Source organism: Amycolatopsis sp. FBCC-B4732 (genome assembly GCF_023008405.1).
In the GTDB taxonomy this organism is placed as follows: domain Bacteria; phylum Actinomycetota; class Actinomycetes; order Mycobacteriales; family Pseudonocardiaceae; genus Amycolatopsis; species Amycolatopsis pretoriensis_A.
On sequence record NZ_CP095376.1, the window covers coordinates 3,265,228 to 3,290,645 of the forward strand.

Sequence of the window (25,418 nt, forward strand, 5' to 3'; positions counted from 1 at the left end):
GGAGGTCCCCATGGCCGACATCGACCGCCGCTTCGGGTTCCGGCACCTGCGGGGTGCGCCCACCGTGCACATCCGGCACTTCCGCCGCGGCCAGCTCGCGCACGACGGCGTCGGGCTGTCGTTCTGGTACCGGCCGCTCACCGCGGTCGTCTCGGAGGTGCCGGTCGACGACCGGGAGCTGCCGCTGCTGTTCCACGCCCGCACGGCCGACTACCAGGACGTCACCGTCCAGCTCGCGCTCACCTTCCGGATCGAAGACCCGACGCTCGCCGCGCAGCGGATCGACTTCTCCATCGACCCGGACACCGGCCGCTGGCGGGGCGATCCGCTCGCGCAGATCAGCGGGCTGCTCACCGAGAACGTCCAGCAGTACGCCGTCGAGGTCCTGACGCGCACGCCGCTGGAAACCGCGCTGGTCGACGGCGTCCAGGCGGTCCGCGACCGGATCCGCGCCGGGCTCGCCGAGGAGGACACCCGGCTCGCGCAGACCGGCTCGGCGGTCGTCGACGTCCGCGTCGTCGCCATCCGCGCCGAGCCGGAGGTCGAGAAGGCGCTGCAGACGACCGCGCGGGAGAAGGTGCAGCAGGAGGCCGACCGGGCGACCTACGAGCGGCGCGCCCTCGCCGTCGAACGCGAGCGCGCCATCGGCGAAAACGAGCTGCAGAACCAGATCGAGCTGGCCCGGCGTGAGGAGCAGCTGCTCGCCCAGCGCGGCGCGAACGCCCGCCGGCAGGCCGAAGAGGCCGCGGCGGCGAACCGGATCGAGACCGAGGCGCAGGCGTTGCGCCGGGAACGCCTGACGCAGGTCGAGGCCGACGGCAAGCGAGCGCTCGGCGAGGCCGAAGCCGCGGGTGAGGCCGCCCGGCTGGCGGCGTACCGCGACCTGCCGGAAGGCGTGCTCACCGGGCTGGCGCTCAAGGAGCTGGCCGGGAACCTGCCGAAGATCGACAGCCTCACGGTCACCCCGGACCTGCTCGCCCCGCTGCTGACCAAGCTCGGCGTGCGGTCGTGAGCCTCGCCCCGCGCGTCGTGCTCGTGCACCGGCGCACCGAACTCGACGAGCTGCTGGCCCGGCACGGCACGCGCGGCCAGGCGGAGTTCTTCCTGCGCACGCGCGGCCGCGACCTCGCCGAGGTGACCGAGGCGGACGCCGCCCTGCGCGCCGCGCTCAAGACGGCGTCGGCGGCCATCCCGCTGGACTGGCGGCGCGGCGAGGTCGAACGCGCGGACCTGGACCGGTTCCTGTTCACGCCGGAGGACGTCGTCGTGGTGGTCGGCCAGGACGGCCTGATCGCCAACGTGGCCAAGTACCTCGACGGGCAGCCGGTGATCGGGGTGACGCCGGGCCGGCCCGGTGTCCTCGTCAAGCACCCGCCGGCCGCCGTCGCGGAGCTCGTGCGCGCCACCGGCGACGTCGAGCACCGGACGATGGCCGAGCTCACCGCGGACGACGGCCAGCGGCTGCTGGCGCTCAACGAGATCTACCTCGGGCACGCCGGGCACCAGACGGCCCGCTACCGGCTGGGGGTCGGTGGCGGGCCGCTGGAACGCCAGGCGTCGTCGGGGATCCTCGTCGGGACCGGCACCGGGGCGACCGGCTGGTGCGGCTCGGTGTGGCGCGAACGCCACAGCGGGCTGCGCCTGCCCGGTCCCGGCGAGGCCCGGCTGGTCTGGTTCGTGCGCGAGGCGTGGCCGTCGCCGTCGACCGGCACCGAGCACACCGAAGGCGAGCTGACCAGGGCGCCGCTGACGGTCGAAGTCGAATCCGACCGCCTGGTCGCGTTCGGCGACGGCCTCGAAACCGACATGGTCGCCCTCACCCGCGGCCAGACCGCGACGTTCGTCCCGGCCGCGAAGACTGTCCACTTGGTCCGGTGACCGGCCGGGACACGATGCGGCAACGTTGTCACATTCCCGGGCTCCGGCCGTCAGAATGACGTCCTCGCCGAAGATCGAAGTGCGAAGGTGGCCGGATGACGTGGCTCGTGTGGGTGCTCGGCGCGGTGGTGCTCGCCGCCGCCGGGGCCGGGGTCGTCGCGCTGCCGTGGTGGCGGAACCGGGACCTGCGCCGGCGGACCGCCTGGTCGGCCGCGCGGGCGGCGATCGACGCCGCCGCCGTCAGCCGGGACGCGGCGGCCGTGCCCCATCCGGAAGCCGAGCAGCTGCTGACGCGAGCCGAGACGATCGCGGCCGCCCGCGGCGGCGAACGAGCGGCCCGGGCGGCCGAGGACCACGCGCGCCGCGCCGACGCGCTGTGGCGGGAGGCGGCCCGTGACTGACCGGATTCGCTGGGTCCTGCTCGCCGCGGCCGTCGCCGTGCTGGTGACGTTCCTCCTGGTGCAGAAGCAGAGCACCGACGTCAGCTACGGCCAGGCACCGGCGGCGAAGGACCCGATCCCCGAAGGCTCGGCGGGCGAGCTGAGCGGCGCGACCCTCCCGTCGGACGAACAGCTCACGGCGATGGTCGGCGCCGCCCCGGTCGTGCGGCTCCCGGGTGCGATCGCGACCTGGGACGACCAGGCCGTGCGGGCCGCGGCCGGCGGCACCGGCTACCGGATCCTCGTCGTGCCGCCCGGGCTGAAGAAGGCGGACGCGCAGCGGGTGCACGAGGTCGAAGCCGCGACCGTCCGCATCGTCGGCACCGAGGTCAGCGGCGGGATCTACCAGGCTTCGGCCGACCGCGCGAGCGAGTGGATCCACCAGTTCGCCACCGGGGACGTCACCGGGTCGCTGACCACCCTGATCGCCCGCCTGAACCACCGGCCCGAGCCGCCGGACCAGCCCGCCATCGCCCGGCGCGACCCGACGGCCGGGGAGCTCACCGCCGTCACCACGGCCCTGCGCGGCACCGGCCGGTACCTCGCCCCGGGCGCCACGCTGAACGACGCTCCCGCGACCACCTCCGCGTTCCCCGGCGCGCAGCCGCTGTACGTGGCGCTGCCGCGGCAGCCGGCCGGTCAGCCGCTCGTCCACTTCGGACCGGCGCTGGCGAAGGAGTTCCCCGGCCGGCCGATCGTCGCCGTGTACGGCCAGTGGATCGAGTACGACGGCCCGTCGGCCGCCGCGTTCTCCGAGGTCGTGACGGCCAGCTTCTACGGCCAGTTCGCCGACCGGCTCAGCGAGTACGCCTACCCGCAGCGCAACGTGCTGGGCGCGTGGCTCGACCGCGTCACGGCCATCCGCTACGCCGGGCTGTTCGACCGCCCGCTCCCCTACACCCCGTTCGACCCGCTCCGGGTCGCGCTGCCCGCGCTGCCGTGGCTGTTCGCCGCCTGCGCGGTCGGGTTCCTCGCGCTCTCGGCCCGCCGGGTGGTGCACCGGGACCGGCCGGCCACGACGGGCGTACCCGCGCGCCTGGCCGGGCTGACCGCGCTCGCCGTCGAGGTCTCCGGGCTCACCGACGGCGCCTCGGCGGCGGCACTGACCCGCGGGATCACCCAGCTGACGGCGGCCGGGGAAGCGTTCACCGAGAAGCTTCCGGACCGGCACGTGCACAGCCTGCTCGACGCGGCCGAGTCCGATTTGGACACCACCGCCGACCTCATCGGCCGCCCGGACTACCGGCCGGCGGCGTTCCTGCGGGGGAGGCTCGCGTGACCCGGTTCTTCCGTTCGGCGTTCGGGATCGCGGTGCTCGGCTGCCTCGTGCTCGCGGGGTGGGCGGTGTGGTCGGCGGGCGTGTTCGACGGCCCGGTCGCCCGGCAGCTGCGCGCGGCGTCGGTGTACGCCGCGCCCGGGGTCACCCTCGACCGGCCGGCCGCCGAGCGCGTGATCGGCAACCGGCGGCTGGTGGTCGCGTTCCTCGAACCGGGCGCGGACCTGAGCGACGCGTGCGACAGCCTGGGCAGCGCGGCCGACGGCACCCTCGCCGTGATGCTCGGCCGGGACGGCGACGACTACGAGAAGTACGGGTGCTCGCGGCTGCCCGGCCGCGACGACGAGAACTTCGGCAAGGCGTTCGTCGCGGAGTCGATGATCGGCAACGGCATCGACGCCTTCGCCGACCGGCCCGTCGAGGCGCTGAAGGTGCTGGTCATCAACTACGACCTGCTCGTGCGCTCCGGCGCGATCCCCGACGGCGGCCGCACGGTCAGCCCGTCGCTGCCGCGGTACCTGATCGCCGCCGCCGCGGCCGGGGCCGTGCTCCTGGGCTCGTCGGCGCTCTACCTCACCGCGCGCCGGGCCACCCGGACGGCGGTGGCGCGGCGCGAACGCCGGGACGCCGAAGCGGACGAGCGGACCGAACTGGCGGCGGCCGCGGCCGTGCTGGCCCAGGAGATCATCGACCTGGACGCCCGCTACGCCCGCCAGACCGGCAAGAGCAAGTTCGCGCGGAACTACCGGACCCTCGTCGCGGCCTACGCGAAGCTCCTGCCGGACCTCGGCCGGGACACCCCGGAGCTGCGGGCCCGGGTCGAGAAGCTGCTGACCCGGGCCCGCGAGCTGGCCGCTCAGGTGCCGTAGCGGGACTTGACGATCGACGGCGTGTCGAGGTTGCGGCCCGCGTCCATGTTCTGCGCCAGCCGGAGGTACTGGCCTTCGGCCCACATCAGCGGGCCCGCGCTGCCGGTCGGCCGGCCGAGCCCGAAGCACCCGGCGTCGCCGCGGTCCCAGACCTGTTCGGGCACGAAGTACCCGTCGTTGGCCGAGTCCGCCATGGACTTGAGGTACACCGCCGCCGAACGGCCGTTGGCGAGTTCGTACTGGCCCCGCTCCCCCGACAGCACCGGCCAAAGCCGTCCGAACCGCTGGTTTCCGCCCGCCGGCCAGCCACTGCAGTTCGCGGTGCTCTCGCCGTAGTTGTCGTGCGGGTAGCGGTGGAAGTAGACGTCGCCGTTGGGCAGCGTCACCTGCATCGGCGCGTTGCCGTCGGAGGCTGCCGCGGTCGGGGCGACCGAGTTCGCGATCGTGGCGTCGCCGGCCGGGCGGATGCCGAGGCGCACCAGGTCGAGGAAGCCGAAGTCGGTCACGTCGTGTTCGTAGAAGCAGCCTTCGTCGAAGCAGATCGTCGCGCCGTCGTTGGGGTTCCCGGCCCGGTCGAGGCGTTCGTAGTAGGTGTGGCCGCCCCAATAGCCGGACGTCGTCACCGTCCAGCCGACCAGTGAGTTGCGCCAGGAGTCCGCTGTGGACTCCCACGAGGTCGCGCTCGCGGTGTCGCCGTTGGCCCGGGCGATGGCGCCCGCGGCGATCAGGCCGGCGACCTCGGCCGCGATCGACGACGGCGACTTGCCGTACTGCTCCTCCCACCGCTCGGTGGTGTCGGGGCCGGTCGAGACGATGTGGTTCGCCGTCGTCTTGACCTTGGCGTAGGTCGAGCCGTCGGTGAGACCGGTCAGCCACGCGAGCAGGATCGCGTCGGCGTCCTGGTCGAGCTGTTCGCAGCAGCCGAGCTGCTGGGCGCTCGCGCCGGCGACCCCGGAGACCGGGCTGTAGCGCGGGAACGACCCCGCCGGGTAAGTCGTGCCGTCCCCGGCGGTCGGGCTGCCGATCCACTGGGAGTTCCAGAGGAACTGCGCCATCCGCTTGGCCTGGGCGCTGTCGCCGGCGGCCAGCAGACCGGTCGCCTGCTGGTAGAGGTCGCGGCCCCAGACGCGGTGGTAGCCGTCGTTGAGGTGGTCGCCGTTGGTGAAGTTGCCCCACGGCGTCGCCAGGCCGGCGACGCTCGCGCCCGGGTGCTGCTTGTCCTCGGCGGTCTTCAGTGCCATCGCGGCGACGTAGTAGGCGCGCCGCCGTTGCGTGTCACCGGAGACGCTGGCCGGGGCGGGTTTCAGGCTGCCGACGTAGGAGTTCCAGCCGCTGCGGTAGGACGCCGAGACGCCGGCGAACCCGCTGCTCAGCGACCCGCTCGCGGCCGAGGTCGCGGCCGCCGGGGTGGCACCGAAGCCGAGCGCGACGGTGAACGTCGTGTCGCTGCCGACCGGGATCTGCCCACATTGGACGACGTTGCCGGTGCCGGAGACGTTGTCGAACTGGTTGTTCAGGTTCTTGTCGGCGCGCAGGTCGGTCAGGCAGTCGCTGCCCGCACCGGTGTAGCCGTTGTCGTGCGCGGTGAAGCCGGTCGAGACGCGCAGGGCTTGGACGACCGTGGTGGCCGAGCCGCCGAACAGCGTCTCGGTGCCACTGGCGAGCAGGCCGCTGCCGTCCCACCAGGCGTTGTCGTTCGCGCCGCCGCCCGCCATCGACGGGTTGGCCAGCAGGTAGAGCCGGTAGCTGCCGCCGTCGAGGGACTGGAACCGGGTGTTCGTGACCAGGGTGGCGCGGGCCGGGTCGGTCACGTAGTCGGTGGTGATCCGGTACTTCCCGCTCTTGGCGGTGTTGGTGACGGTGTACTGCAGCGCCTTCTCGTCGGGCATCGTGACGACGTGGTTCGTGGCGTCGCGTTCCAGGTCGACGAAGGTCGAGCCGTCGGTGACGACGTACTGCACGTCCTGCGTGTTCGGGACGTCGGCGCGGGGGTAGAAGACCTCGGACGTGACGCCGTCGGCGACGGTGAACCACACCGGGCTGCCGGCGGTCGTCGAGGTGCCCAGCGCGGACTTGTTGCCGGTCGCCCAGGACGCCCCGCCGCCGCAGCAGTCGGTCGCGGTGCCGCTGGCCAGCGCCGTGCCCTGGGCGAGCCCGGCGAGCAGGACCCCTGCTCCGGCGCAGGCCAGGACCGCTTTCCACCTGATCATTTCCGACCTCCGACGGCGTTGTCGTCAATATGTTGCGAGCGGCAACATATTGAGCCACCAGCAGGTGACAAGCAATGTCCGATCGGGCTGAACCGATCCAGCCCTCCGCCGGACGGCCCAGCGTCGAACTAGTGCTACCCAAGATTTGTTACCATTGGAACCATGGTGACGAAGACTCCGGTCAGCCCGGCGGCGGAGACCCGCGAGCGAATCCTCAAGGCGGCGGCCGAGCTGCTGGTGGCGGAGGGCCGCGACGGGCTCTCGACCCGTGCGGTCAGCGCGGCCGCCGGTGTCCAGCCACCCGCGCTGTACCGGCTCTTCGGCGACAAGGACGGCCTGCTCGACGCGGTCGCCGCGTACGGGTTCGACGAGTACCTGACCAGCAAGCGCGCGCTGGGCTCGACCGGCGACCCGGTCGAGGACCTGCGGCGCGGCTGGGACCTGCACCAGGAGTTCGGGCTGTCCCGCCCGGAGTTCTACGTGCTCATGTACGGCGACGCCCGCCCGGGCCGCACGTCCCCCGCCGCGCGCGAAGCCGAAGGGATGCTGCGCGAGATCATCGAACGGGTCGCGGCGGCGGGCCGGCTGCGGGTGAGCGTCGACCGCGCGGCCCGGCTCGTGCACGCGACCGGCATGGGAGTCGTGCTCTCGCTGATCGCGACCCCGGAGGCGGACCGCGACCGCGAGCTTTCGGCGACGGCGCGGGAAACGGTGCTGAGCCGCATCCTCACCGACACCGCGGAACCGGCGTCGTCCGGCCTGCCCGAACGGGCGATCGCCCTGCGCGCCGGGCTCGGCGGCACCACCACGCTCACCGACGCCGAGCGGGTGCTGCTCGCCGAGTGGCTGGACCGCATCGCCGACGCCTGAGCCTCACCGGCCCAGGTGGTCCGCCCCCACCCGGCGGGCCAGGCGGCGCAGCAGCGGTCCCGCCTCCGCCATGCAGCGGGCCGGGTCCGGCTCCAGGTCCGTCAACGCGTACGCCGCCGCGATCCCGGCCCCCGCCAGCTCGGAGGCCGACAGCTTGCAGCGCCCGGAGACCGCGACGCACGGGATCCCCGCGGCAGCCGCGGCCCGTGCGACCCCGGCGGGAGCCTTGCCCGACAGCGTCTGATGGTCGAGTGACCCCTCACCGGTGATCACCAGCGAAGCTCCGGCCAACGCCGACTCGAAGCCCAGCAAGTCCAGCAGCAGCGAGATCCCCGGCCGCATCCGCGCGCCCAGCACCGCCATCGCGGCGAACCCCACTCCCCCGGCGGCTCCGGCACCGGGCCTCGAGGCGAACTCCGGACCCGCGATCGACGCCCAGTGCCGCAACGCCGAATCGAGCGCTTCGACGTCCGCGGGGGAAGCGCCTTTCTGGGGTCCGTAGACGAAAGCCGCGCCACTCGGCCCGTACAGCGGATTGTCCACATCGCTCGCCAGCTCGATGTCCACTTCGGACAGACCGGACAAGTCCAGTGAGGACAGCCGGGCCAACGCCGCGCCACCGAGAGGGAGTTCGCGGCCGGCGTCGTCCAGCAGCCGGGCGCCCAGCGCGGTCAGCAGGCCCGCGCCGCCGTCGGTGCACGCGCTGCCGCCGACGCCGAGCACGATCCGGCGGCAGCCCGCGGCCACCGCCGCCGCGATGACGTCCCCCGTTCCCGCGCTCGTCGCCGTGAGCGGCGCGGGCGCCCCGGGCAGCCGGTGCAGCCCGGACGCCTCGGCCAGCTCGACGACCGCGGTGTCCCCGCGGACCGCGTACGACGCCGTCAGCGGCGCCCCCGTCGGCCCGCGGGCCGGGACGCGCACCCGCTCGTACCCGGCGGCGACGGCGGCGTCGACCGTGCCGTCGCCGCCGTCCGCCACCGGCAGGGTCTCCACCGTGACCGACGGGTGGCCGTCGGCGAGGCCCGCCGCCACCGCCGACGCCACCTCGGCCGCGGTCAGCGAACCCTTGAACTTGTCCGGCGCGACGAGGACTTTCACGCGCTCGCCTTGTACCAATCTGGCCGAAAGTAGGCGGACACGGCCCGGAGTCGACCGGCTCACTGGCACGCGTTCCGCCGTGGCTGCCGGTCAGATTGGTACTTTTCGACACAGTAGGCCCGCCAGTCGCCTACCTCGGTGATGTCCCGCAGGGCGACGTGCGAGGTGTACGGCCGCCGCAGCAGCATCGCGAACGCCGAACTGCCGTCGGTCAGCTCCACCACGCCGAGCTCCAGCTCGTGCGGTTCGGACGGCAGCACCTTGTCGCGCAGGTCGTCGAGCGAAACGTCGTAGACCTCGCCGACCACCTCCGCACCGCCGTGCGACACCGGGTACAGCGCCGGGCACTGCTCGCCGACGGCGTAGAACCGGTACTTCGCCGCGGTCCGCGCGGTGTCCACGAACGGTGAGCCGTCCAGGAGGTGGTGCAGCGGTTCGCCGCGCATGGCGCCGCCGTTGAAGAACATCAGGGCCACGGGATTTCTCCTTAGCGGAAGAGGGCTTCGACGCCGTCGACGGCGAAGTACACCGCGAACACCAGCGCCAGCACGGAAAGCAGCCAGCCGGCCTCGCGCCACTTGCCACGGCCGATCTTGATGAGCACGAACGCGATCAGGCCGGCGCCGACGCCGTTGGTGATCGAGTAGGTGAACGGGATCAGGGCCGCGGTCAGGAACACCGGGATCGTGTAGTCGGGGTCGTTCCACGGGATGGTGCGGCACTGCGCGACCATCATGCCGCCGATGACCACCAGCGCGGGCGCCGCGGCCTGCGCCGGCACCACGCCGGCGAGCGGGGTGAACAGCAGCGTCCCGGCGAACAGCAGCCCGGTGACGACGCTCGCCAGCCCGGTGCGGGCGCCTTCGCCGACGCCGGCCGCGGACTCCAGGAACACCGTGTTCGGCGACGAGCCGGTGACGCCGCCCGCGATCGCGCCCGCGCCGTCGACCAGCAGGATCCGGCCCATCCGCGGGACCTTGCCGTTCTTCGACAGCCCGGCCTCGTCCGAGACGCTGGTGATCGTGCCCATGGCGTCGAAGAACCCGGACAGCACCAGCGTGAACAGGAACACCGTGGCCGCGAGCGCGCCCGCCGAGGCGAACCCGCCGAACAGGTCGATGTGGCCGAAGAGCCCGAAGTCCGGTGCGGCGACGACGTGGGCGGGCAGCGCCGGGGTGGTGAGGCCCCAGCCGCCGACGCCGAACCCCTCGTGCAGCACGACGGCGAGCACGGTGGACACCCCGATGCTGATCAGCACCGCGCCGGGGACCTTGCGGGCCATCAGCACGATCATCAGCAGCAGGCCGAAGCAGAACACGACGATCGGCCAGCCGTGCAGGTGCCCGCTCGCCCCGAGGCGCACCGGGACCGTGGTCTGGGCCGCGTCCGGCACCCGGGTCACGAACCCGGCGCTGACCAGCCCGACCAGGGCGATGTAGAGCCCGATCCCGACGGTGATCGCCATCTTGAGCGGCCTGGGAATGGCGTTCATGATCCGTTCGCGGACGCCGCTGACCGCCATCAGCACGATGCACACGCCTTCGAGCACGACCAGCCCGAACGCCTGCGCCCACGTCATCGACGGCGCCATCTGGAAGGCGACGATGCCGTTGATGCCCAGCCCGGCGGCCAGCGCGAGGGGCGCGTTGCCGATGAGTCCCATGAGGACGGTCATCACGGCGGCGGCCAGCGCCGTCGCGGTGGTCACCTGCGCGGCGGAGAGCCGGGCGCCGGTGATGTCGGCGGAGGCGCCGAGGATGAGCGGGTTGAGCAGCACGATGTAGGCCATCGCGACGAACGTCGTGACGCCGCCGCGGACTTCACGGCCGAGGGTGCTCTGCCGGGCCCGCAGCTCGAACAGCCTGTCGAGCAGGGATCGGCGCTGCGGTGGTTCGGGTACTCCGTCGACCACTGGTGCGGTGACTTCGGTCTGGGTCATGCGTCCTGCCCTTGCCGGTGGGTGTGCTCGGCCAGGCCGAGGCACAGCGCCGTGCCTGGGCGAGCGGGACGTTCGATTCGGTTGTGCTCCGGTCAGCTGGCCTTGTGGGTCAGTAGTCGGTGCGGTCGGCCTTGTCGAGCCAAGCCGCGAAGGGGGCGAAACCGTCCTTTGCGGACAGTCGCGTGACGGGGACCGTCCAGGTGTCGCGGGGACGGTCGAAGAGTTCGTAGAAGGCGCGGTCGTCGAAGCCGGCCTTGGCCGCGTCGTCGCGGTCGGCGGCGAAGAGGACCTTGCCGACGCGCGCCCACAGCGCCGAGGACAGGCACATCGGGCACGGCTCGCAGCTGGACACGAGCACGCAGCCGTCGAGCTTGAAGGTACCGAGTGCCTGGCAGGCCGCCCGGATCGCGACCACCTCGGCGTGCGCGGTCGGGTCGAGGTTGGCGGTGACGCGGTTGACGCCGGTCGAGACGATCTCGCCGTCTTTCACGATCAGCGCGCCGAAGGGGCCGCCGCCGTTCGCGACGTTGGTCTCCGCGATGCGGATGGCCTGGTCGAGCCACTCCTGCTCGACGGAAAGCGACGTGGTCATCTCAAACTCCTGTGATGTGCTCGGGGCGGATCGGGACGCGCGGCAGCTCGAGGCCGGTGGCCGCGCGGATGGCGTTGGCGATCGCGGGGGTCGCCGAGATGGTGGGCGGTTCGCCGACGCCGCGGACGCCGTAGGGCGCGTGCGGGTCGGGGCGTTCGAGGACGTCGACGCGCATCGGCGGCATGTCGAGGATCGTGGGAATGAGGTAGTCGGTGAACGACGGGTTCCGCACCTTCCCGTCCTTGACCAGGATCTCCTCCATCACGGCGAGGCCGAGGCCCTGGGCCGAGCCGCCCTGGATCTGGGCGACGACGGCGTCGGGGTTCATCGCCTTGCCGACGTCCTGGGCGCAGTCCAGCTGCACGACCTTGACCAGGCCGAGATCGAGGTCGACGTCGACCACCGCGCGGTGGGCCGAGAAGCCGTATTGCACGTGCGCGTCACCCTGCCCGGTCTCCGGGTCCAGCGGGTAGGTCGGGCGGTGGTGGAACTCGCGGGTCTCCTCGATCGCGGTGTCGCCGAGCAGTTCGGCCAGGTCCGCGACGACTTCGCCGTCGGCCGCGACGACCTTCCCGCCCACCAGGGACATCCCTTCGGCGGGCACCCCGAGCCGGGCGTACACCGCTTCGGCGACCGCGCGGCAGGCGTTGCGGACCGCGCCGCCGGTGACGTAGGTCTGGCGTGACGCCGAGCTGGACCCGGCGTCACCGACGCTCGTGTCGGCCGGGTGCACGCTGACCCGCGTCAGGCCCAGCTCGGTGCGCGCGATCTGCTGCTGCAGGGTGACGAGTCCCTGGCCGACCTCGGCCGCGGCGGTGTGCACCATCGCGACCGCTTCGCCGCCGAGCACCTCCAGGCGGACGCGGGCGGTCGAGTAGTCGTCGAGCCCCTCGGCGTAGGAGATGTTCTTGATCGTGACGCCGTAGCCGACCCCGCGGACGACGCCTTCGCCGTGCGTGGTGTTGGACGCGCCGCCGGGCAGCTCGCGGATGTCGCGTTCGCCGGCCGGCTCGGGCGGCAGCGGCAGGTCCCGCACCCGCTGGACCAGCTCGGCGACCGGCGCCGGGAAGTCCACCACCTGACCGGTGACCACAGTGGACCCTTCGCTCAGCGCGTTGCGGATCCGCAGTTCCGCCGGGTCCAGGTCCAAAGCGGACGCCAGTTTGTCCATCTGGGACTCGTAGGCGTAGGTCGGCTGGACCGCGCCGAGACCGCGCATCGCGCCGCAGGTCGGGTTGTTGGTGTAGACGCCCCAGCCCTCGATGTGCGCGTTCGGCACGTCGTAGGGACCGACGCTCAGGGTGGTGCCGTTGCCGACCACCACCGGGGTCTTGGACGCATACGCGCCGCCGTCGAAGTACATCCGCGCCCGGACGTAGACGAGCTTGCCGTCGCGGGTGGCGCCGTGCTCGTAGTACATCTTCGCCGGGTGGCGGTGGACGTGCCCGAAGAACGACTCCAGGCGGTTGTAGCTCATCTTCACCGGACGCCCGGTGCGCAGCGCGAGCATGCACGAGTGGATCTGCATGGACAGGTCCTCGCGGCCGCCGAACGCGCCGCCGACGCCCGACAGCGTCAGCCGCACCTTCTCCAGCGGGAGACCCAGGGCCTTGGCCGTCTGGCGCTGGTCGACGTGCAGCCACTGGGTGGCCAGGTAGAGGTCGACGCCGCCGTCCTCGGCCGGCACGGCGAGCCCGGACTCCGGGCCGAGGAACGCCTGGTCCTGCATGCCGATTTCGTACACGCCGGAGACCACGACGTCCGCGGTCGCGGCCGGGTCGCCCTTGACGATCCGCTGGTGGCGGACCAGGTTCCCGTCCGGGTGCAGCTTCGGCAGGGTGTCGTCGTGCGCGGCCCGCTCGGGGTCGGTGATCGGCTCGAGGACGTCGTACTCGACGACGATCTCCTTGAGCGCCTGCCGCGCGATCTCCGGGTGGTCGGCGGCCAGGATCGCGATCGGCTCGCCCTGGTAGCGCACCAGGTCCGCGGCCAGCGCCGGCGTGTCCTGGTACTTGAGGCCGTAGACGTTCTCCCCCGGTACGTCCTCGTGCGTGAGCACCGCGTGCACGCCGGGCTGGGCGAGCGCGCGGGAGACGTCGAGGCGGACGATCCGGGCGTGCGGGTGCGGGCTGCGCAGCGTGGCGCCCCACAGCATGTCCTCGTGCCACAGGTCCGAGGAGTAGGCGAACTCGCCGCGGACCTTGAGCGTGCCGTCCGGGCGCAGCGGGCTCTCGCCGATGCCACCGGCGATCGTGTCGTGCAGCTCCTGCGGGGAGCGGGCCGGCGCGCTCATCGGACGGCCTTCTTCGCGGCCGCGTCGCGGACGGCGTCGAGGATCTTCTCGTAACCCGTGCAGCGGCAGAGGTTCCCGGCGAGGGCCTCGCGGATCTCGACGTCGCTCGGGTCCGGGACCCGCTCGATCAGGTCGTGCGCCGCGACCAGCAGGCCGGGCGTGCAGAACCCGCACTGGACCGCGCCGCGCTCGACGAACGACTCCTGCACCGGGTCGAGCTCGTCGCCCTCGGCCAGGCCCTCGACAGTGACGACGTCGCGGCCCTCGGCCTGCCCGGCCGCGACCAGGCACGCGCACGCCGGGACACCGTCGAGGTAGACCGTGCACGAACCGCATTCCCCCTGTTCACAGGCGTTCTTCGAGCCGGGAAGGCCGAGCCGCTCGCGCAGCACGTAGAGCAGGCTCTCGCCTTCCCAGACGTTGTCCGCCCGGCGGTGCTCGCCGTTGACGGTGACATTCACGCGCACTTCGCGCTCCCTTCGCAGTATTCGGTCCAGGCCCAGGTCAGCGTCCGCCGCGCCATGACCCCCAGTGCGTGGCGCCGGTAGGCCGCGCTGCCCCGGACGTCGTCGATCGGCGAGGCGGCCCCGGCGACCAGGTCGCCGAAGCGGCGCTTGACCGAGTCGTTCAGCGCCTTCGGGGCGTCCCAGTCCAGCTCGCCGGCCAGGAACTCCTCGGCTTCGACGGCCCGGCGCGGAGTGGGCGCGGCCGAGCCGACGCCGGTGCCGACCCGCCGTTCGGCCGGGTGCAGGGCCAGCCCGAACGCGGCGACCGCGATGACCATCGCGTTGCGCGTGCCGATCTTGCTGAACTGCTGGGGCCCGGTGGCCGGCTCCAGCAGCACCGCGGTGATCAGCTCGTCTTCGGCCAGGACGTTGCGCTTGACCCCCAGGTAGAAGTCCTTCGCCGCGACGACCCGGGTGCCGCGGACCGAGGCGATTTCGACCTCGGCGCCGGCCGCCAGCAACGCCGGGTGGGCATCACCCGCGGGCGAAGCCGCGCCCAGATTGCCGCCCACGGAACCGCGGTTGCGGATCTGCGGCGACCCCACGGTCCGCGCGGCCATCGCCAGGCCGGGCAGCTGCGTGCCCAGTTCGGCGATGATCCGGGTGTAGGGCACTGCCGCACCGATGCGGATCCGGCCGCCGTCGGTGCCGTGCTCGTGGAGCTCGGCGACGCGGCCGAGGTCGAGCAGGGCGCCGGGACGGCGGTGGTCGAAGTTGATCTCGACCATCACGTCCGTGCCGCCGGCGATCGGGACCGCACCGGGGTTCGCGGCACGCGCGGCGAGCGCGTCGGCCAGCGAGGCGGGTCGGAGGAATTCCACTGTGGACGTCCTTTCGGGGCTGCTTCGTCAAGAAGTACACACGCTCGGGTGTGGCCGGGACCACGGCAAAACCCCTGAAAGGCGGGTGAATTTACCGCCCGCGTTTGTACTTTCCGACAACCGCCTGACCCAGGGCGCGGAAAGGCCGCCGCACGAGGTCAGGGTCTCGCGCGGCGGCCGTGGTCACGCGGGTGTTACGTGGGTTCGAACTCGCGGACGGCGTCGAGGGCGGCACCCATGGCGGCGTTGCCCTCGCGTTCGATCATGATCTCCACCAGGACCGGGCGGCTGGTGCGCTCGGCCTCCTTGCGCGCCCACTCCAGCGACGTCCGGATCTCTCCCGGCTCGTGCACGCGGGTGCCGGAGCAGCCGTAGGCCTCCATGATCTTGACGTTGTCCGTGCCGTTCGCGTCGTAGTGGATGTCGACCTCGAAGTTCATGTCGTACCCGGTCTCGGCCTGGCGGATCAGGCCGAGGTACTCGTTGTTGAGCATGATCAGCACGAACCCGACGTCGTACTGGGCCGCCACCGCCAGCTCCTCGACGAGGAACTGGAACGAGTAGTCGCCGACCACGCCGACGACCTCGGCTCCGGGCCGCGCCTTCTTCACGCCGATCGCGGCGGGGATCTCCCAGCCGAGCGGGCCGGCCTGGCCGCACACCTGGTAGTGGCGCGGCTTGTGCGCCTGCTGGAACTGGCCCGACCAGATCTGGTAGAGCCCGATCGCGGTGACGAAGTACGTGTCCTCGCCGAAGGTTTCGTTGATCTCCTTGAAGACCCGCGGCGCCTTGATCGGCAGGGCGTCGAAGTCGTCGCGGCGGGGAAGCGCTTCCTTGAGCTCCGCGATCCGGCCGACCCACGCACGCCTCTGCGAGACTTCCCGCTTCTCCAGCGCCGCCAGCAGCGCGTCGAGGAACTCCCGCGTGTCCGAAACGATCCCGAGGTCGGGCCCGAACACCTTGCCCAGCTGCGTCGGCTCGATGTCGACGTGGATGAACTTCCGCTCACCCCGGTACACCGACAGCTCACCGGTGTGCCGGTCGCCGAACCGAGCGCCCAGCGCCAGCACCAGGTCCGACTCCAGGAAGGCCGCGTTCGCCCAGCGCTGCGACGTCTGGATGCCCGCCATCCCGGCGAACAGCTCGTGGTTCTCGGGGAAGCTGCCCTTGCCCATCAGCGTCACCTGCACCGGCACGTCCAGGCGCTCGGCCGCGGCGCGCAGCTGCTCGCTCGCCTCGCCGAGGACGACGCCGCCACCGGCCAGGATGATCGGGCGTTCGGCGGCCAGGAGCATTTCGAGGGCCCGCTCGACCCGCGCGGCCGCGGGCTTCACGGCGGTCACCGGCAGCGGCGAGTCGATCGACGAGTCCCACTCGATGTCCTGCTTCTGGACGTCGATCGGCAGGTCGATGAGCACCGGACCGGGCCGGCCGGACCGCGCGACCCGGAATGCCTCGCGGAAGATCCACGGCAGCTGCGCGGCTTCCTTGACCTGCACCGCCCACTTGGTGACCGGCTTGGCGATCTCGACGATGTCGACCGCCTGGAAGGCTTCCTGGTGCAGCTTCGTCGTGGCCGCCTGGCCGGTGATGCAGATCATCGGGATCGAGTCCGCGTGCGCGGTGTAGAGCCCGGTGATCATGTTGGTCCCGGCCGGGCCGGACGTGCCGATGGCGACGCCGACGTTGCCGTTCGTCCTCGCCCAGCCGTCGGCCATGTGCGTCGCGCCCTCTTCGTGGCGGACGATCAAGTGCTCGATCGCCCGTCCTTGCAGGGCGTTGTACAGCGGGAGGATCGCGGCGCCGGGGCAGCCGAAGACGGTGTCGACGCCTTCGCTCTCCAGGACGTCGACGACCGCCTGCATCGCGGGGATTCTGGGCATGTCACACCTCCGCCGGGACGCGGCCCGACAACTGTTCGGCGACCTTCAGCAAGGCCGAGTGGTCCAGGGAGCCGTACCCCATGGCGCGGCCGGCGGCGACGAGCTGGGCGACCAGCCCGGTGAGCGGGAGCGCGACGTCGGCCTGCCGGGCGGCGGCCAGCGCGATCCCCATGTCCTTGTGGTGCAGGTCGATCCGGAACCCCGGCGCGAACTGACGGTCCACCATGGACCTGCGCTTGAGCTCGAGGATCCGGCTGCCCGCCAGTCCCCCGGCGAGCACGTCGAGGCCGGTGGCGGCGTCCACACCGGACGCTTCGAGCAGCACGATCGCTTCGGCGACGAGCCCGTAGATCCCGCCGACGACGAGCTGGTTCGCGGCCTTGACGACCTGGCCGGCGCCGTGCGGGCCGACGTGCACGACGGTCTTGCCGACGGCGTCGAGCACCGGCTTGGCGGCCTCGAAGTCCTCCTCGGAGCCACCGACCATGATGGACAGCGACGCCTGCTCGGCGCCCGCCTGGCCACCCGACACGGGAGCGTCGAGCACGCGGATCTTCCTGTCCCGCGCGGCTTCGGCGACCGCGATCGACGTCTCGGGCCGGATGGTGCTCATGTCGATCAGCAGCGCGCCGGGCTCGGCGGCGTCGAGGACGCCACCGGCGGCCAGCACGACCTCCTCGACCTGCGGGTGGTTCGGCAGCATCGTGATCACGACGGCCGCGCCGGCCACCGCGTCGGCGACACCGGTCGCGGCGCGCCCGCCGGCGGCCGCGAGCTTCTCCCCCGCCGCCGCGTGGACGTCGTAGCCGGCGACGTCGTGCCCGGCCGCGACCAGGTGCGCGGCCATCGGGGCGCCCATCACGCCCAGTCCGATGAATCCCAGTTTCATGCTCGTCCCCTTCGGGTGATCGGCAGCCAGTCCAGCGACGCGAGGGTGTCGGGCTCCGGGACGTACTCGATCCCGACGAACCCGTCGTAGCCGGCGTCCTGCAGCTTCGCGAGGTGTCCCTCGATGTCCAGCGAGCCGGTGCCGGGCTGGTGGCGCCCGGGCGCGTCGGCGATCTGCACGTGCCCGATCCGGGCGATGTGCGTCGTCGGCAGCGCGTCCAGGTCGTCGCCGTTGACTGCCAGGTGGTACAGGTCGGCCAGCAGCCGCACGTTGTCGCGCCCGAGGTCGTCGAGCACGGCCACGGCGTCCGCGGCGGTCTTGAGCGGGTAGCGGTCCGCACCGGAGAGCGGTTCGAGGACCAGCTGCGCACCGATCTTCGCGGCGGCTTCCGCGGCGGTGGCGAGGTGCACCAGCGCCAGGTCGTCCTGCTTGACGGGGTCTTCGCCGTCGAGCCGGTTGCCGTAGAGCGCGTTGAAGCTGCGGCACCCGGTGCGCTCGGCGATGTCCAGCGCGACGACGAGGCTGTCGGCGAACTCGGCTTCGCGCCCGATCCAGGACACCAGGCCCCGCTCCCCCGCGGCCATGTCCCCGGCGTAGAAGTTCAGCCCGCGCAGCCGGACACCGTCCAGGCTCCGCACGAAGGCGTCCACCTCGTCCCGCCCGGGCACGGCGGACTCGAACGGCCACCAGTACTCGACGTCGCTGAAGCCCGCCGCCCGCGCGGCCGCCGCGCGCTCGAGGAGGGGAACTTCCTTGAACAGCAGCGACAGGTTGACGACGTACGGCAGGGAGTGCTCGGGCATCGCTACCTCAAATTTCGCTATCCGGAATTTTTCTTTCGCATATCGAGAATAGCTGCCGGACAGGCCCAAGGTCAACGCTCGCGTCGGCGACCGCTCGTTACGCTGGCGCCGAACCACGGGGGGAAAGACCATGACCGGAACGCGTGCCGCGGTCGTCGAGAAACTCGAGCGGGCGGCCGCCGATCCGCGGCTGCGCGACTCGTTCGGCGCCGGCCACCACCGCTACCGGCTGAACGCGGTTCTGCCCGAGCACGAGGTCGCGGCGTTCGAGGCGGCGCACGGCATCCGCTTGCCCGAGAGCTACCGCGCGTTCCTGCTCGAGGTCGGCAACGGTGGTGCGGGCCCGGGTTACGGGCTGCTCCGGCTCGCCGACGCATACGCGGAGGTGTCCGACTCGTTCCCCGGCCACCTCCGCGCACCGAGCCCGTTCCGGCCGGGCCAGTGGTACGAGAACGAGTGGTGGGACGCCTTCTGGGGGCCGGACGACCGGCCCGACCCGGTCCAGGGCACGCTCGCGCTCGTCCACCACGGCTGCACCGGGTACACGCACCTCGTCGTGTCCGGCCCGGGCCGCGGGCGGCTGGTCAACCTCGACCTCAACGGTGTGCCCGCCCCGTACGTCCTGGAGGACGAGAGCTTCCTCGCGTGGTACCACCGCTGGCTCGACGAGTTGCTGGCCGGGTGCTCCGTGTCGGCGTTCGGCCACAAGCTCCCCGGTGGCGAAGCCGCCCTGCTCACCGTCCTCACCGGGGATCCGGACCCGCGACGGCGAGCCAAGGCCGCGTATTCGGTGGCCTGCTTGCCCTCGACCGGCCACGAGGCGGCCGTGGCGTTCGCCGCCGCATCCGCCGATCCGGATGCCCGGGTGCGCGTGGCGGCACTGGCGGCCGCCCGGGCGGCGAAGGCGGCGGTGGCGCCCGCTGCCCGCGCCGCGCTGACCGACTCCGACCCCGCCGTACGGGCCGAAGCGATCCACGTCCTCGCCGCACTGGGCGTCCCGGATCTCGCTGCCCGGGCCCGGGCGCTCCTCGCCGACCCCGACCCCGGCGTGGCCTGGCAGACGATGCGGGCGTTGACCGCTTCCGGCGAACTCCTCGTCACGGACCTGGCACCCCTGCTCGCCCGGCCCGATCCGGGCACCCGCGCGTCCGCCGTCTGGCACCTCATCGATGCCGGCGGGGACGCGACAGTGCTGCTGGAGTCGGCGCTGGACGACGAGGACGCCCACGTGCGGATCCAGGCCGTGCAGACCGTGGACCGCCGGAACGAACGTTCCCTCCTCCGGGCGTTGCGCCGCCGCAAGGCCGTCGAGCGGCACCCCACCGTGCTCCTCAACCTCGACCGCGTGACTTCGGCGTGGTCCTAACGGTTCTGGACGTGCTGCCAGCCGAACCGGCCCTTGATGCAGAGGTTGCCGTGCGTCACCGAGCTCTCGTGTGGTGAAGTCACCTTCACGATCTCGTTGTCCTGGACGTGCAGCGTCAGGTTGCAGCCGACGCCGCAGAACGTGCAGACCGTCGTCGTCGCCGACTGGCGGGACTCGTCCCAGGTGCCGTCCGCGCGCTTGTCGTACTCGCGCTTGAAGCTGAGTGCCCCGGTCGGGCACACCTCCACGCAGTTGCCGCAGTAGACGCACGCGCTCTCGGGGAGCGGGTTCGAGAACTCCGTCGAGATCCGCGCGTCGAAACCCCGGCCCGCCACGGTGATCGCGAACGAGTTCTGCCACTGCTCGCCGCACGCGTCGACGCACTTGTAGCAGAGGACGCACTTCCCGTAGTCCCGCACGTACAGCTCGTTGTCCACAATGGCCGGCTGGGCGACCGTCGCCGCGTCCGGGCCGAAGCGGTCCGGGTCCGCACCCGTTTCCGCCAGCCACTCCGCGACGCCGGGCGTGGTCGAGAGGTCGGTCGCGGAGGCCAGCAGTTCGAGGACGACCTTGCGGCTGGTGCGCGTCCGCTCGGAGCCGGTGTGCACGACCATGCCCGGCTCGGCCTTGCGGGAGCACGACGGCACCAGCGTCCGCGAGCCCTCGACCTCCACCATGCAGACGCGGCAGGCGTTCGCCGGTTCCAGGGTGTCGCCGTAGCACAACGTCGGGATGTCCGTGCCCGTCGCCGTACACGCGTCGAGGATCGTCAAGCCCTCGGGCACGCGGACGGTCTCACCGTCCACAGTGAACTCGACGAGCCGTCGCGGGATCCCGATGTCCACGATGGTCATCCCAGTGCCCCCAGCCGGTCGATCGCGGATTCGATGGCGTTCCACGCGGTCTGGCCCAGACCGCAGATCGACGAGTCCCGCATCACCCCGCCCACTTCGCGCAGCAGCGCCCGTTCGTCCGAGCCCGCCGCCAGGTAGCGGTGGATCGCCTCCTCCTGCCGGACCGTCCCGATCCGGCACGGGACGCACTGCCCGCACGACTCGTCGCGGAAGAACTCCGCGATCCGCAGCAGGAAGCCACCGAGGTCGGCCAGGTCGTCGAGGACCAGGACGACGCCCGAGCCGAGCGTCGTCTTCGCCGCCCGCGCGTCCTCCATGGTCAGCGGCAGGTCCAGCTCGTCGGGCCGGACGAACCCGCCCGCCGCGCCGCCGAGCAGGATCGCGCGCAGCGACCGGCCTTCGGGCACGCCCCCGGCCAGGGCGAGCAGCTCCCGCAGGGTCGTGCCGAACGGCACTTCGTAGACGCCGGGCCGTTCGACGTTGCCGGACAGGCAGAACAGCTTCGGCCCCGCCGATGCCTCGGTGCCGATCGCCCGGTAGGCGGCCGCGCCCCCAGTGAGGATCAGCGGCACGTTCACCAGGGTCTCGACATTGTTGACGACCGTCGGCTTGCCGAAGAGCCCCTTCTCGACGGGGAACGGCGGCTTCGTGCGGGGCTCGCCGCGGAAGCCCTCGATGGAGTTGAAGATCGCCGTCTCTTCGCCGCAGATGTACGCGCCGGCGCCGCGGCGGATCTCGATGTCGAACGAGAACCCGGGGTGCCCCATGATGTCCGTGCCGAGGAGGCCGCGTTCCCGGCAGACCGCCACTGCGTTGCGCAGCAGCCGCAGCGCTCGCGGGTATTCGCCGCGCAGGTACACGTAGCCCTGCCGGGCGCCGATCGTGAACGCGGCGATCGTCATCGCCTCCACCAGCGCGAACGGGTCGCCTTCGAGCAGCACCCGGTCCTTGAACGTGCCGGGTTCGCTCTCGTCGGCGTTGCACACCAGGTAGTGCGGCCCGGCGGGCTGCGCGGCCGTGGCGGCCCACTTGCGCCCGGTCGGGAACGCCGCCCCGCCGCGGCCGAGCAGGCCGGCGTCGGTGACCTCGCGCAGCACCGCGGCCTCCCCCATCCGCAGGGCGTTCCGCAGTGCCGCGTAGCCCCCGGTCGCGCGGTAGCCGTCCAAAGTGGACGGATCGACGACGCCGACGCGGCGCAGCAGCCGGAGGCCGTCCTTCTGGTGGATCAGCGGCGGCGAACCGTCCGAAGGGGACGGTTCGCGCTGGGCGGCCAGCACGGCCGACGCCCCGGTGGCCGGGGCGACCAGCTCGGTGGTGGCCGGGTCGCCGGCCTGGAACGTCAGCGCCGCGGGGGCCCGTTCGCACACGCCGAGGCACGGGCCGCGCAGCCACGTGACCCCGCCGCGCGCCTTCCCCGCGGCGCCGACGTGCTCGGTGAGTACCTCGCACACGGTTTCCGCGCCCTTGACCCGGCAGGCCAGGTCGGTGCACACGTGCACGACCCGCTCCGGGCGTTCTTCGAGCGCGAACAGCGAGTAGAAGCTGGCCACGCCGTACGCGTCGGCGGGCGGCACGTGCAGCGTCTCGCAGATCAGGTTCAGCGCGCCCTGGCTGAGCCAGCCGACCCGGTCGTTGACCGCGTGCAGCGCGGGCAGCAGCTGGTCGCGGCCGCCGCCCGCGAACCCGGCGACCGCCTCCTCCTCTTCACGCGACGCCACGGCGTCCAGGAGCTTGAGGTCCACTTCAGACCTCCACCGTGAGCTTGTCGACGCGGATGGCCGCGGCCTTGTACTCCGCGGTCCCGGCGATCGGGCAGGTCGCCTCGATGGTGATGACGTTGACGTCGACCTCGTCCGGGAAGTGGAAGGTCATGAACGCCAGCCCCGGCTTCAGGCCCTTGTCGAGCCGGACGGGCGCGACGATTTCCCCGCGCCGCGAGGAGATCCGGACCAGCTCGTCGGGTTCGACCCCGAGTGATCGCGCGTCCTCCGGGCACAGGTCGAGGGTCTCGCCCTGACGCAGCGGCGACGGGAACCCGCCCGACTGGACACCGGTGTTGTAGGAGTCCAGCCGCCGCCCGGTGGTGAGCCGGATCGGGAATTCCTCGGACAGCAGGTCGACCGGCGGGCTGTGCTCGAGCACCGTGAACGGCGCCGGCCGCCCGCGCTCGGCCGGGTCCTCGGCCCACAGCCGCCCGTGCAGGAACGTCGGTTCCAGGGTGTCCTCGGAGAAGCACGGCCACTGGATCCCGCCGAGTTCTTCGAGGCGTGCGTAGGACATCCCGGCGTGCATCGGCGAGAGTGAACGCAGCTCGTCCCAGACCTCTTCGCCGCCGGTGTAGTGCCAGTCGTGGCCGAGCCGGCGGGCCAGCTCCGACAGCAGCTCGATGTCGTCGCGCGCGCCTTCCGGCGGTTCGAGGGCCTTGCGGACGCGCTGGACCCGCCGTTCGGAGTTGGTGAACGTGCCGTCGCTTTCGCACCAGGCCGCCGACGCCGGCAGCACGACGTCGGCCAGCTGCGCGGTCTTGGTGAGGAAGATGTCCTGCACCACGAGGTGATCGACGTTGGCCAGCCGCTTGATCGTGTGCTCGCAGTCCGCTTCGGACTGGACCGGGTTCTCGCCGATGATGTACACGCAGGTCAGGTCGCCGCGTTCCCTCGCGTCGAGCATCTGCGTGAGGTTGAGGCCCTGGTGCGGCGGGATGGCCGAGCCCCACGCCGCGTCGAACTTCGCCCGGACGCCGGCGTCGAGGACGTCCTGGAAGCCGGGCAGCCGGTCCGGGATGGCGCCCATGTCGCCGCCGCCCTGGACGTTGTTCTGCCCGCGCAACGGGTTCAGCCCGGCCCCGTAGCGGCCCACGTGACCGGCCAGCAGGGACAGGTTGATCAGCGACAGGACGTTGTCGGTGCCGTTGTGGTGCTCGGTGATCCCGAGCGTCCACGACAGCTGGCCGCGATCGGCGCGGGCGTAGGTGTGGGCGAGCTCCTCGATCAGCTCGGCCGGCACGCCGGTGGTCTTCTCGGCGACCTCCAGGGTCCACGGCTCGACCGACGCGGCGAATTCTTCGAACCCTTCGGTGGCCCGCTCGATGAACGCACGATTCGCCAGTCCGGAGTGGATGATCTCCCGCGCGATCGCGTGCGCGAGCGGGATGTCGGTGCCGACCTCCAGCTGCAGCTGCCGGTGCGCCCAGCTCGCGGTGCTCGTCCGGCGCGGGTCGACGACGAATAGCTTCGCTCCCTTGTGGACGGCCTTGAGCACGTGCTGGAAGAAGATCGGGTGCGCCTCGCGCGGGTTGCCGCCCCAGATCACGATGACGTCGGCGTCCTCGATCTCCTGGTACGACGACGTCCCGCCGCCGCTGTCGAACACCCGCGCCAGGCCGGCCACGCTCGGCGCGTGACACGTGCGGTTGCACGAATCGACGTTGTTCGTGCCGATCACCGCGCGGGTGAACTTCTGCGCGACGAAGTTCATCTCGTTGGTCGCGCGGGCGCACGAGAACATCCCGAACGCCTCGGGCCCCTTGGCTTCGAGGGTCCGGCGGATCCCGGCGGCGGCCCGGTCGAGGGCCTCCTCCCAGGTCGCCGGCCGCAGGACGCCGGAGTCTCGCACGAGTGGCCGGGTGAGCCGGACGTACGGCTCGGTGTTCTTGCGCTTCACGGGGTACCTCCGGTTCAGTGCGACCCGACGGGGACGGGCGTCGTGCTGGTGTGGCCGAGCAGGCCGATGGCGGCGTGGACGTGGCGCAGCGCCGGCGCGGGGACGCCGGTCAGCGCCGCCAGCTCGACGACGGCGCCGATGATCGCGTCGGTCTCGAGCGGCTTGCCGGCTTCGAGGTCCTGCAGCATCGACGTCTTGTGGTGGCCGACGCGCCAGGCGCCGTCGATGCGCTTCTCGACCGAGACCTGCGGGTCGCTGCCCGCGGCGCGGGCGATGGCGAGGGTTTCGGTCATCATCGTGGCGACGAGCGCGCGTGTGTCGTCGTGCTCGCACATCTGCGCCATGGTCGCCCGGGTCAGTGCGGACAGGGGGTTGAAGGCGACGTTGCCCATCAGCTTGACCCAGATGTCGGTGCGCAGGTCGGGTTCGACCGGCGCCTTGAGCCCGCCGGCGATCATCGCCGCGCTGAGCACCTTGCAGCGCGCGGAGATCTCGCCGTCCGGCTCGCCGAGGGAGAACCGGGTGCCTTCGAGGTGCCGGATCACGCCCGGCTCCTCGATGACCGTCGAGCAGTAGACGACGCAGCCGATGGCGCGACGCAGCTCGAGCACCTCGGTCACCGAGCCGCCGGGGTCGACGGTCTCGACCCGCCGTCCTTCGAGCGGGTGGCCGGTGAGGCCGTGGAAGTACCACCACGGGATGCCGTTCTGCGCGGCCACGATCGCCGTCTCGGGACCGAGCAGCGGTGCGAGCAGCGGCCCGCACGAGGCGTAGGAGTTGGCCTTGAGGCCCAGGAAGACGAAGTCGACTTCGCCGACTTCGGCCGGGTCGTCCGTGACGTGGGGGTGCGCGGTGAAGTCGCCGCGCGGGCTGAGCACGCGGACGCCGTGCTCGCGCATCGCCGCGAGGTGGGCACGCCGGGCGATCAGGTGCACCTCGGTCCCGCCGCGGTGCAGCGCGGCCCCGACGTAGGCACCGATCGCCCCGGCCCCGAGAACAGCCACCTTCATGATGTGCCTCCCGCTTCGGTCGAGCACGTGATTGCATACAGTATCCTGGATCCACAGCGCTGAACAGGCTTTGTGCTCCTCGCGGTGAAAACTCCCGAGCGGGTGAGAGTCTGGGATTTTGCATACCAAAACCTGTATCCTGATCGCAGAAGATCGCT

22 protein-coding genes are annotated in these 25,418 nt (G+C 72.1%); 7 read left to right on the forward strand and 15 right to left on the reverse strand.

Annotated features, from left to right (window positions below; translation table 11 throughout):
- Positions 1-10: 10 nt before the first annotated feature.
- The 5 genes from MUY14_RS14045 to MUY14_RS14065 all read left to right on the forward strand — a co-directional run bounded on the left by MUY14_RS14045 (position 11) and on the right by MUY14_RS14065 (position 4,463).
- Positions 11-1,012 carry an SPFH domain-containing protein gene (locus tag MUY14_RS14045; RefSeq protein ID WP_247023432.1) on the forward strand — a complete coding sequence of 334 codons (1,002 nt, stop codon included), beginning with the start codon at positions 11-13 and terminating at the stop codon, positions 1,010-1,012.
- Positions 1,009-1,878, forward strand: a complete 870-nt coding sequence (locus MUY14_RS14050) for a hypothetical protein (protein WP_247023433.1) — start codon at positions 1,009-1,011, stop codon at positions 1,876-1,878. The genes MUY14_RS14045 and MUY14_RS14050 overlap by 4 nt, the downstream gene beginning before the upstream one ends.
- A 95-nt stretch (positions 1,879-1,973) precedes the next feature.
- Positions 1,974-2,279 carry a DUF6403 family protein gene (locus tag MUY14_RS14055; protein ID WP_247023434.1) on the forward strand — a complete coding sequence of 102 codons (306 nt, stop codon included), beginning with the start codon at positions 1,974-1,976 and terminating at the stop codon, positions 2,277-2,279.
- Positions 2,272-3,597 carry a hypothetical protein gene (locus MUY14_RS14060; protein ID WP_247023435.1) on the forward strand — a complete coding sequence of 442 codons (1,326 nt, stop codon included), beginning with the start codon at positions 2,272-2,274 and terminating at the stop codon, positions 3,595-3,597. Before MUY14_RS14055 ends, MUY14_RS14060 begins: the two co-directional genes overlap by 8 nt.
- The gene (locus MUY14_RS14065; RefSeq protein WP_247023436.1) at positions 3,594-4,463 is read left to right on the forward strand and encodes a hypothetical protein; all 870 of its coding nucleotides are present in this window, start codon (positions 3,594-3,596) and stop codon (positions 4,461-4,463) included. Before MUY14_RS14060 ends, MUY14_RS14065 begins: the two co-directional genes overlap by 4 nt.
- On the opposite strand, the gene MUY14_RS14070 is transcribed toward MUY14_RS14065, so the two are convergent.
- A complete protein-coding gene (locus MUY14_RS14070; protein WP_247023437.1) occupies positions 4,451-6,673 on the reverse strand; it encodes a glycoside hydrolase family 15 protein in 2,223 nt (740 codons plus the stop codon). The genes MUY14_RS14065 and MUY14_RS14070 overlap by 13 nt on opposite strands.
- 162 nt (positions 6,674-6,835) lie before the next feature.
- On the opposite strand from MUY14_RS14070, the gene MUY14_RS14075 reads away from it, so the two are divergent.
- Positions 6,836-7,543: a TetR/AcrR family transcriptional regulator gene (locus tag MUY14_RS14075; protein WP_247023438.1), complete on the forward strand. Its 708-nt coding sequence runs from the start codon at positions 6,836-6,838 to the stop codon at positions 7,541-7,543.
- A gap of 3 nt (positions 7,544-7,546) precedes the next feature.
- On the opposite strand, the gene MUY14_RS14080 is transcribed toward MUY14_RS14075, so the two are convergent.
- The 10 genes from MUY14_RS14080 to MUY14_RS14125 form a co-directional block, all read right to left on the reverse strand.
- Positions 7,547-8,641, reverse strand: coding sequence for a glycerate kinase (locus MUY14_RS14080; RefSeq protein WP_247023439.1), 1,095 nt, complete (start codon positions 8,639-8,641; stop codon positions 7,547-7,549).
- A 59-nt stretch (positions 8,642-8,700) separates the two neighbouring features.
- Complete coding sequence (locus tag MUY14_RS14085; protein WP_247023440.1) at positions 8,701-9,117, reverse strand: gamma-glutamylcyclotransferase; 417 nt, start codon at positions 9,115-9,117, stop codon at positions 8,701-8,703.
- A gap of 11 nt (positions 9,118-9,128) precedes the next feature.
- On the reverse strand, positions 9,129-10,580 hold the full coding sequence (locus MUY14_RS14090) for an NCS2 family permease (protein ID WP_247023441.1): 1,452 nt from the start codon (positions 10,578-10,580) through the stop codon (positions 9,129-9,131).
- 109 nt (positions 10,581-10,689) lie between these two features.
- The gene (locus MUY14_RS14095) at positions 10,690-11,172 is read right to left on the reverse strand and encodes a nucleoside deaminase (RefSeq protein ID WP_247023442.1); all 483 of its coding nucleotides are present in this window, start codon (positions 11,170-11,172) and stop codon (positions 10,690-10,692) included.
- 1 nt (position 11,173) lies between these two features.
- Positions 11,174-13,465: a xanthine dehydrogenase subunit D gene (pucD, locus tag MUY14_RS14100; protein WP_247023443.1), complete on the reverse strand. Its 2,292-nt coding sequence runs from the start codon at positions 13,463-13,465 to the stop codon at positions 11,174-11,176.
- Complete coding sequence (locus MUY14_RS14105; RefSeq protein ID WP_247023444.1) at positions 13,462-13,932, reverse strand: (2Fe-2S)-binding protein; 471 nt, start codon at positions 13,930-13,932, stop codon at positions 13,462-13,464. Before MUY14_RS14105 ends, pucD begins: the two co-directional genes overlap by 4 nt.
- Entirely contained in the window at positions 13,923-14,792 is an 870-nt protein-coding gene (locus MUY14_RS14110; protein WP_247023445.1) for a xanthine dehydrogenase family protein subunit M, read from the reverse strand. The genes MUY14_RS14105 and MUY14_RS14110 overlap by 10 nt, the downstream gene beginning before the upstream one ends.
- 194 nt (positions 14,793-14,986) lie before the next feature.
- Positions 14,987-16,675, reverse strand: coding sequence for a glyoxylate carboligase (gcl, locus tag MUY14_RS14115; protein ID WP_281506293.1), 1,689 nt, complete (start codon positions 16,673-16,675; stop codon positions 14,987-14,989).
- Between the two features lies 1 nt (position 16,676).
- On the reverse strand, positions 16,677-17,564 hold the full coding sequence (locus MUY14_RS14120; protein WP_247023446.1) for an NAD(P)-dependent oxidoreductase: 888 nt from the start codon (positions 17,562-17,564) through the stop codon (positions 16,677-16,679).
- Positions 17,561-18,367: a hydroxypyruvate isomerase family protein gene (locus tag MUY14_RS14125; protein ID WP_247023447.1), complete on the reverse strand. Its 807-nt coding sequence runs from the start codon at positions 18,365-18,367 to the stop codon at positions 17,561-17,563. The genes MUY14_RS14120 and MUY14_RS14125 overlap by 4 nt, the downstream gene beginning before the upstream one ends.
- Before the next feature lie 130 nt (positions 18,368-18,497).
- Between MUY14_RS14125 and MUY14_RS14130 the strand changes: the two genes are divergently transcribed.
- A complete protein-coding gene (locus MUY14_RS14130; RefSeq protein ID WP_247023448.1) occupies positions 18,498-19,733 on the forward strand; it encodes an SMI1/KNR4 family protein in 1,236 nt (411 codons plus the stop codon).
- On the opposite strand, the gene MUY14_RS14135 is transcribed toward MUY14_RS14130, so the two are convergent.
- The 4 genes from MUY14_RS14135 to MUY14_RS14150 are packed head-to-tail and all read right to left on the reverse strand — an operon-like array spanning position 19,730 to position 25,260.
- Positions 19,730-20,587 (reverse strand): 2Fe-2S iron-sulfur cluster-binding protein, encoded by an 858-nt coding sequence (locus MUY14_RS14135; RefSeq protein ID WP_247023449.1) that lies wholly within the window; start codon positions 20,585-20,587, stop codon positions 19,730-19,732. The two genes, MUY14_RS14130 and MUY14_RS14135, sit on opposite strands and share 4 nt — an antisense overlap.
- Positions 20,584-22,329 (reverse strand): NAD(P)H-dependent oxidoreductase subunit E, encoded by a 1,746-nt coding sequence (locus MUY14_RS14140; protein WP_247023450.1) that lies wholly within the window; start codon positions 22,327-22,329, stop codon positions 20,584-20,586. The genes MUY14_RS14135 and MUY14_RS14140 overlap by 4 nt, the downstream gene beginning before the upstream one ends.
- Position 22,330: 1 nt before the next feature.
- Positions 22,331-24,250 (reverse strand): molybdopterin oxidoreductase family protein, encoded by a 1,920-nt coding sequence (locus MUY14_RS14145; RefSeq protein WP_247023451.1) that lies wholly within the window; start codon positions 24,248-24,250, stop codon positions 22,331-22,333.
- A gap of 14 nt (positions 24,251-24,264) precedes the next feature.
- Entirely contained in the window at positions 24,265-25,260 is a 996-nt protein-coding gene (locus MUY14_RS14150) for a 2-dehydropantoate 2-reductase (RefSeq protein WP_247023452.1), read from the reverse strand.
- Positions 25,261-25,418: the final 158 nt, after the last annotated feature.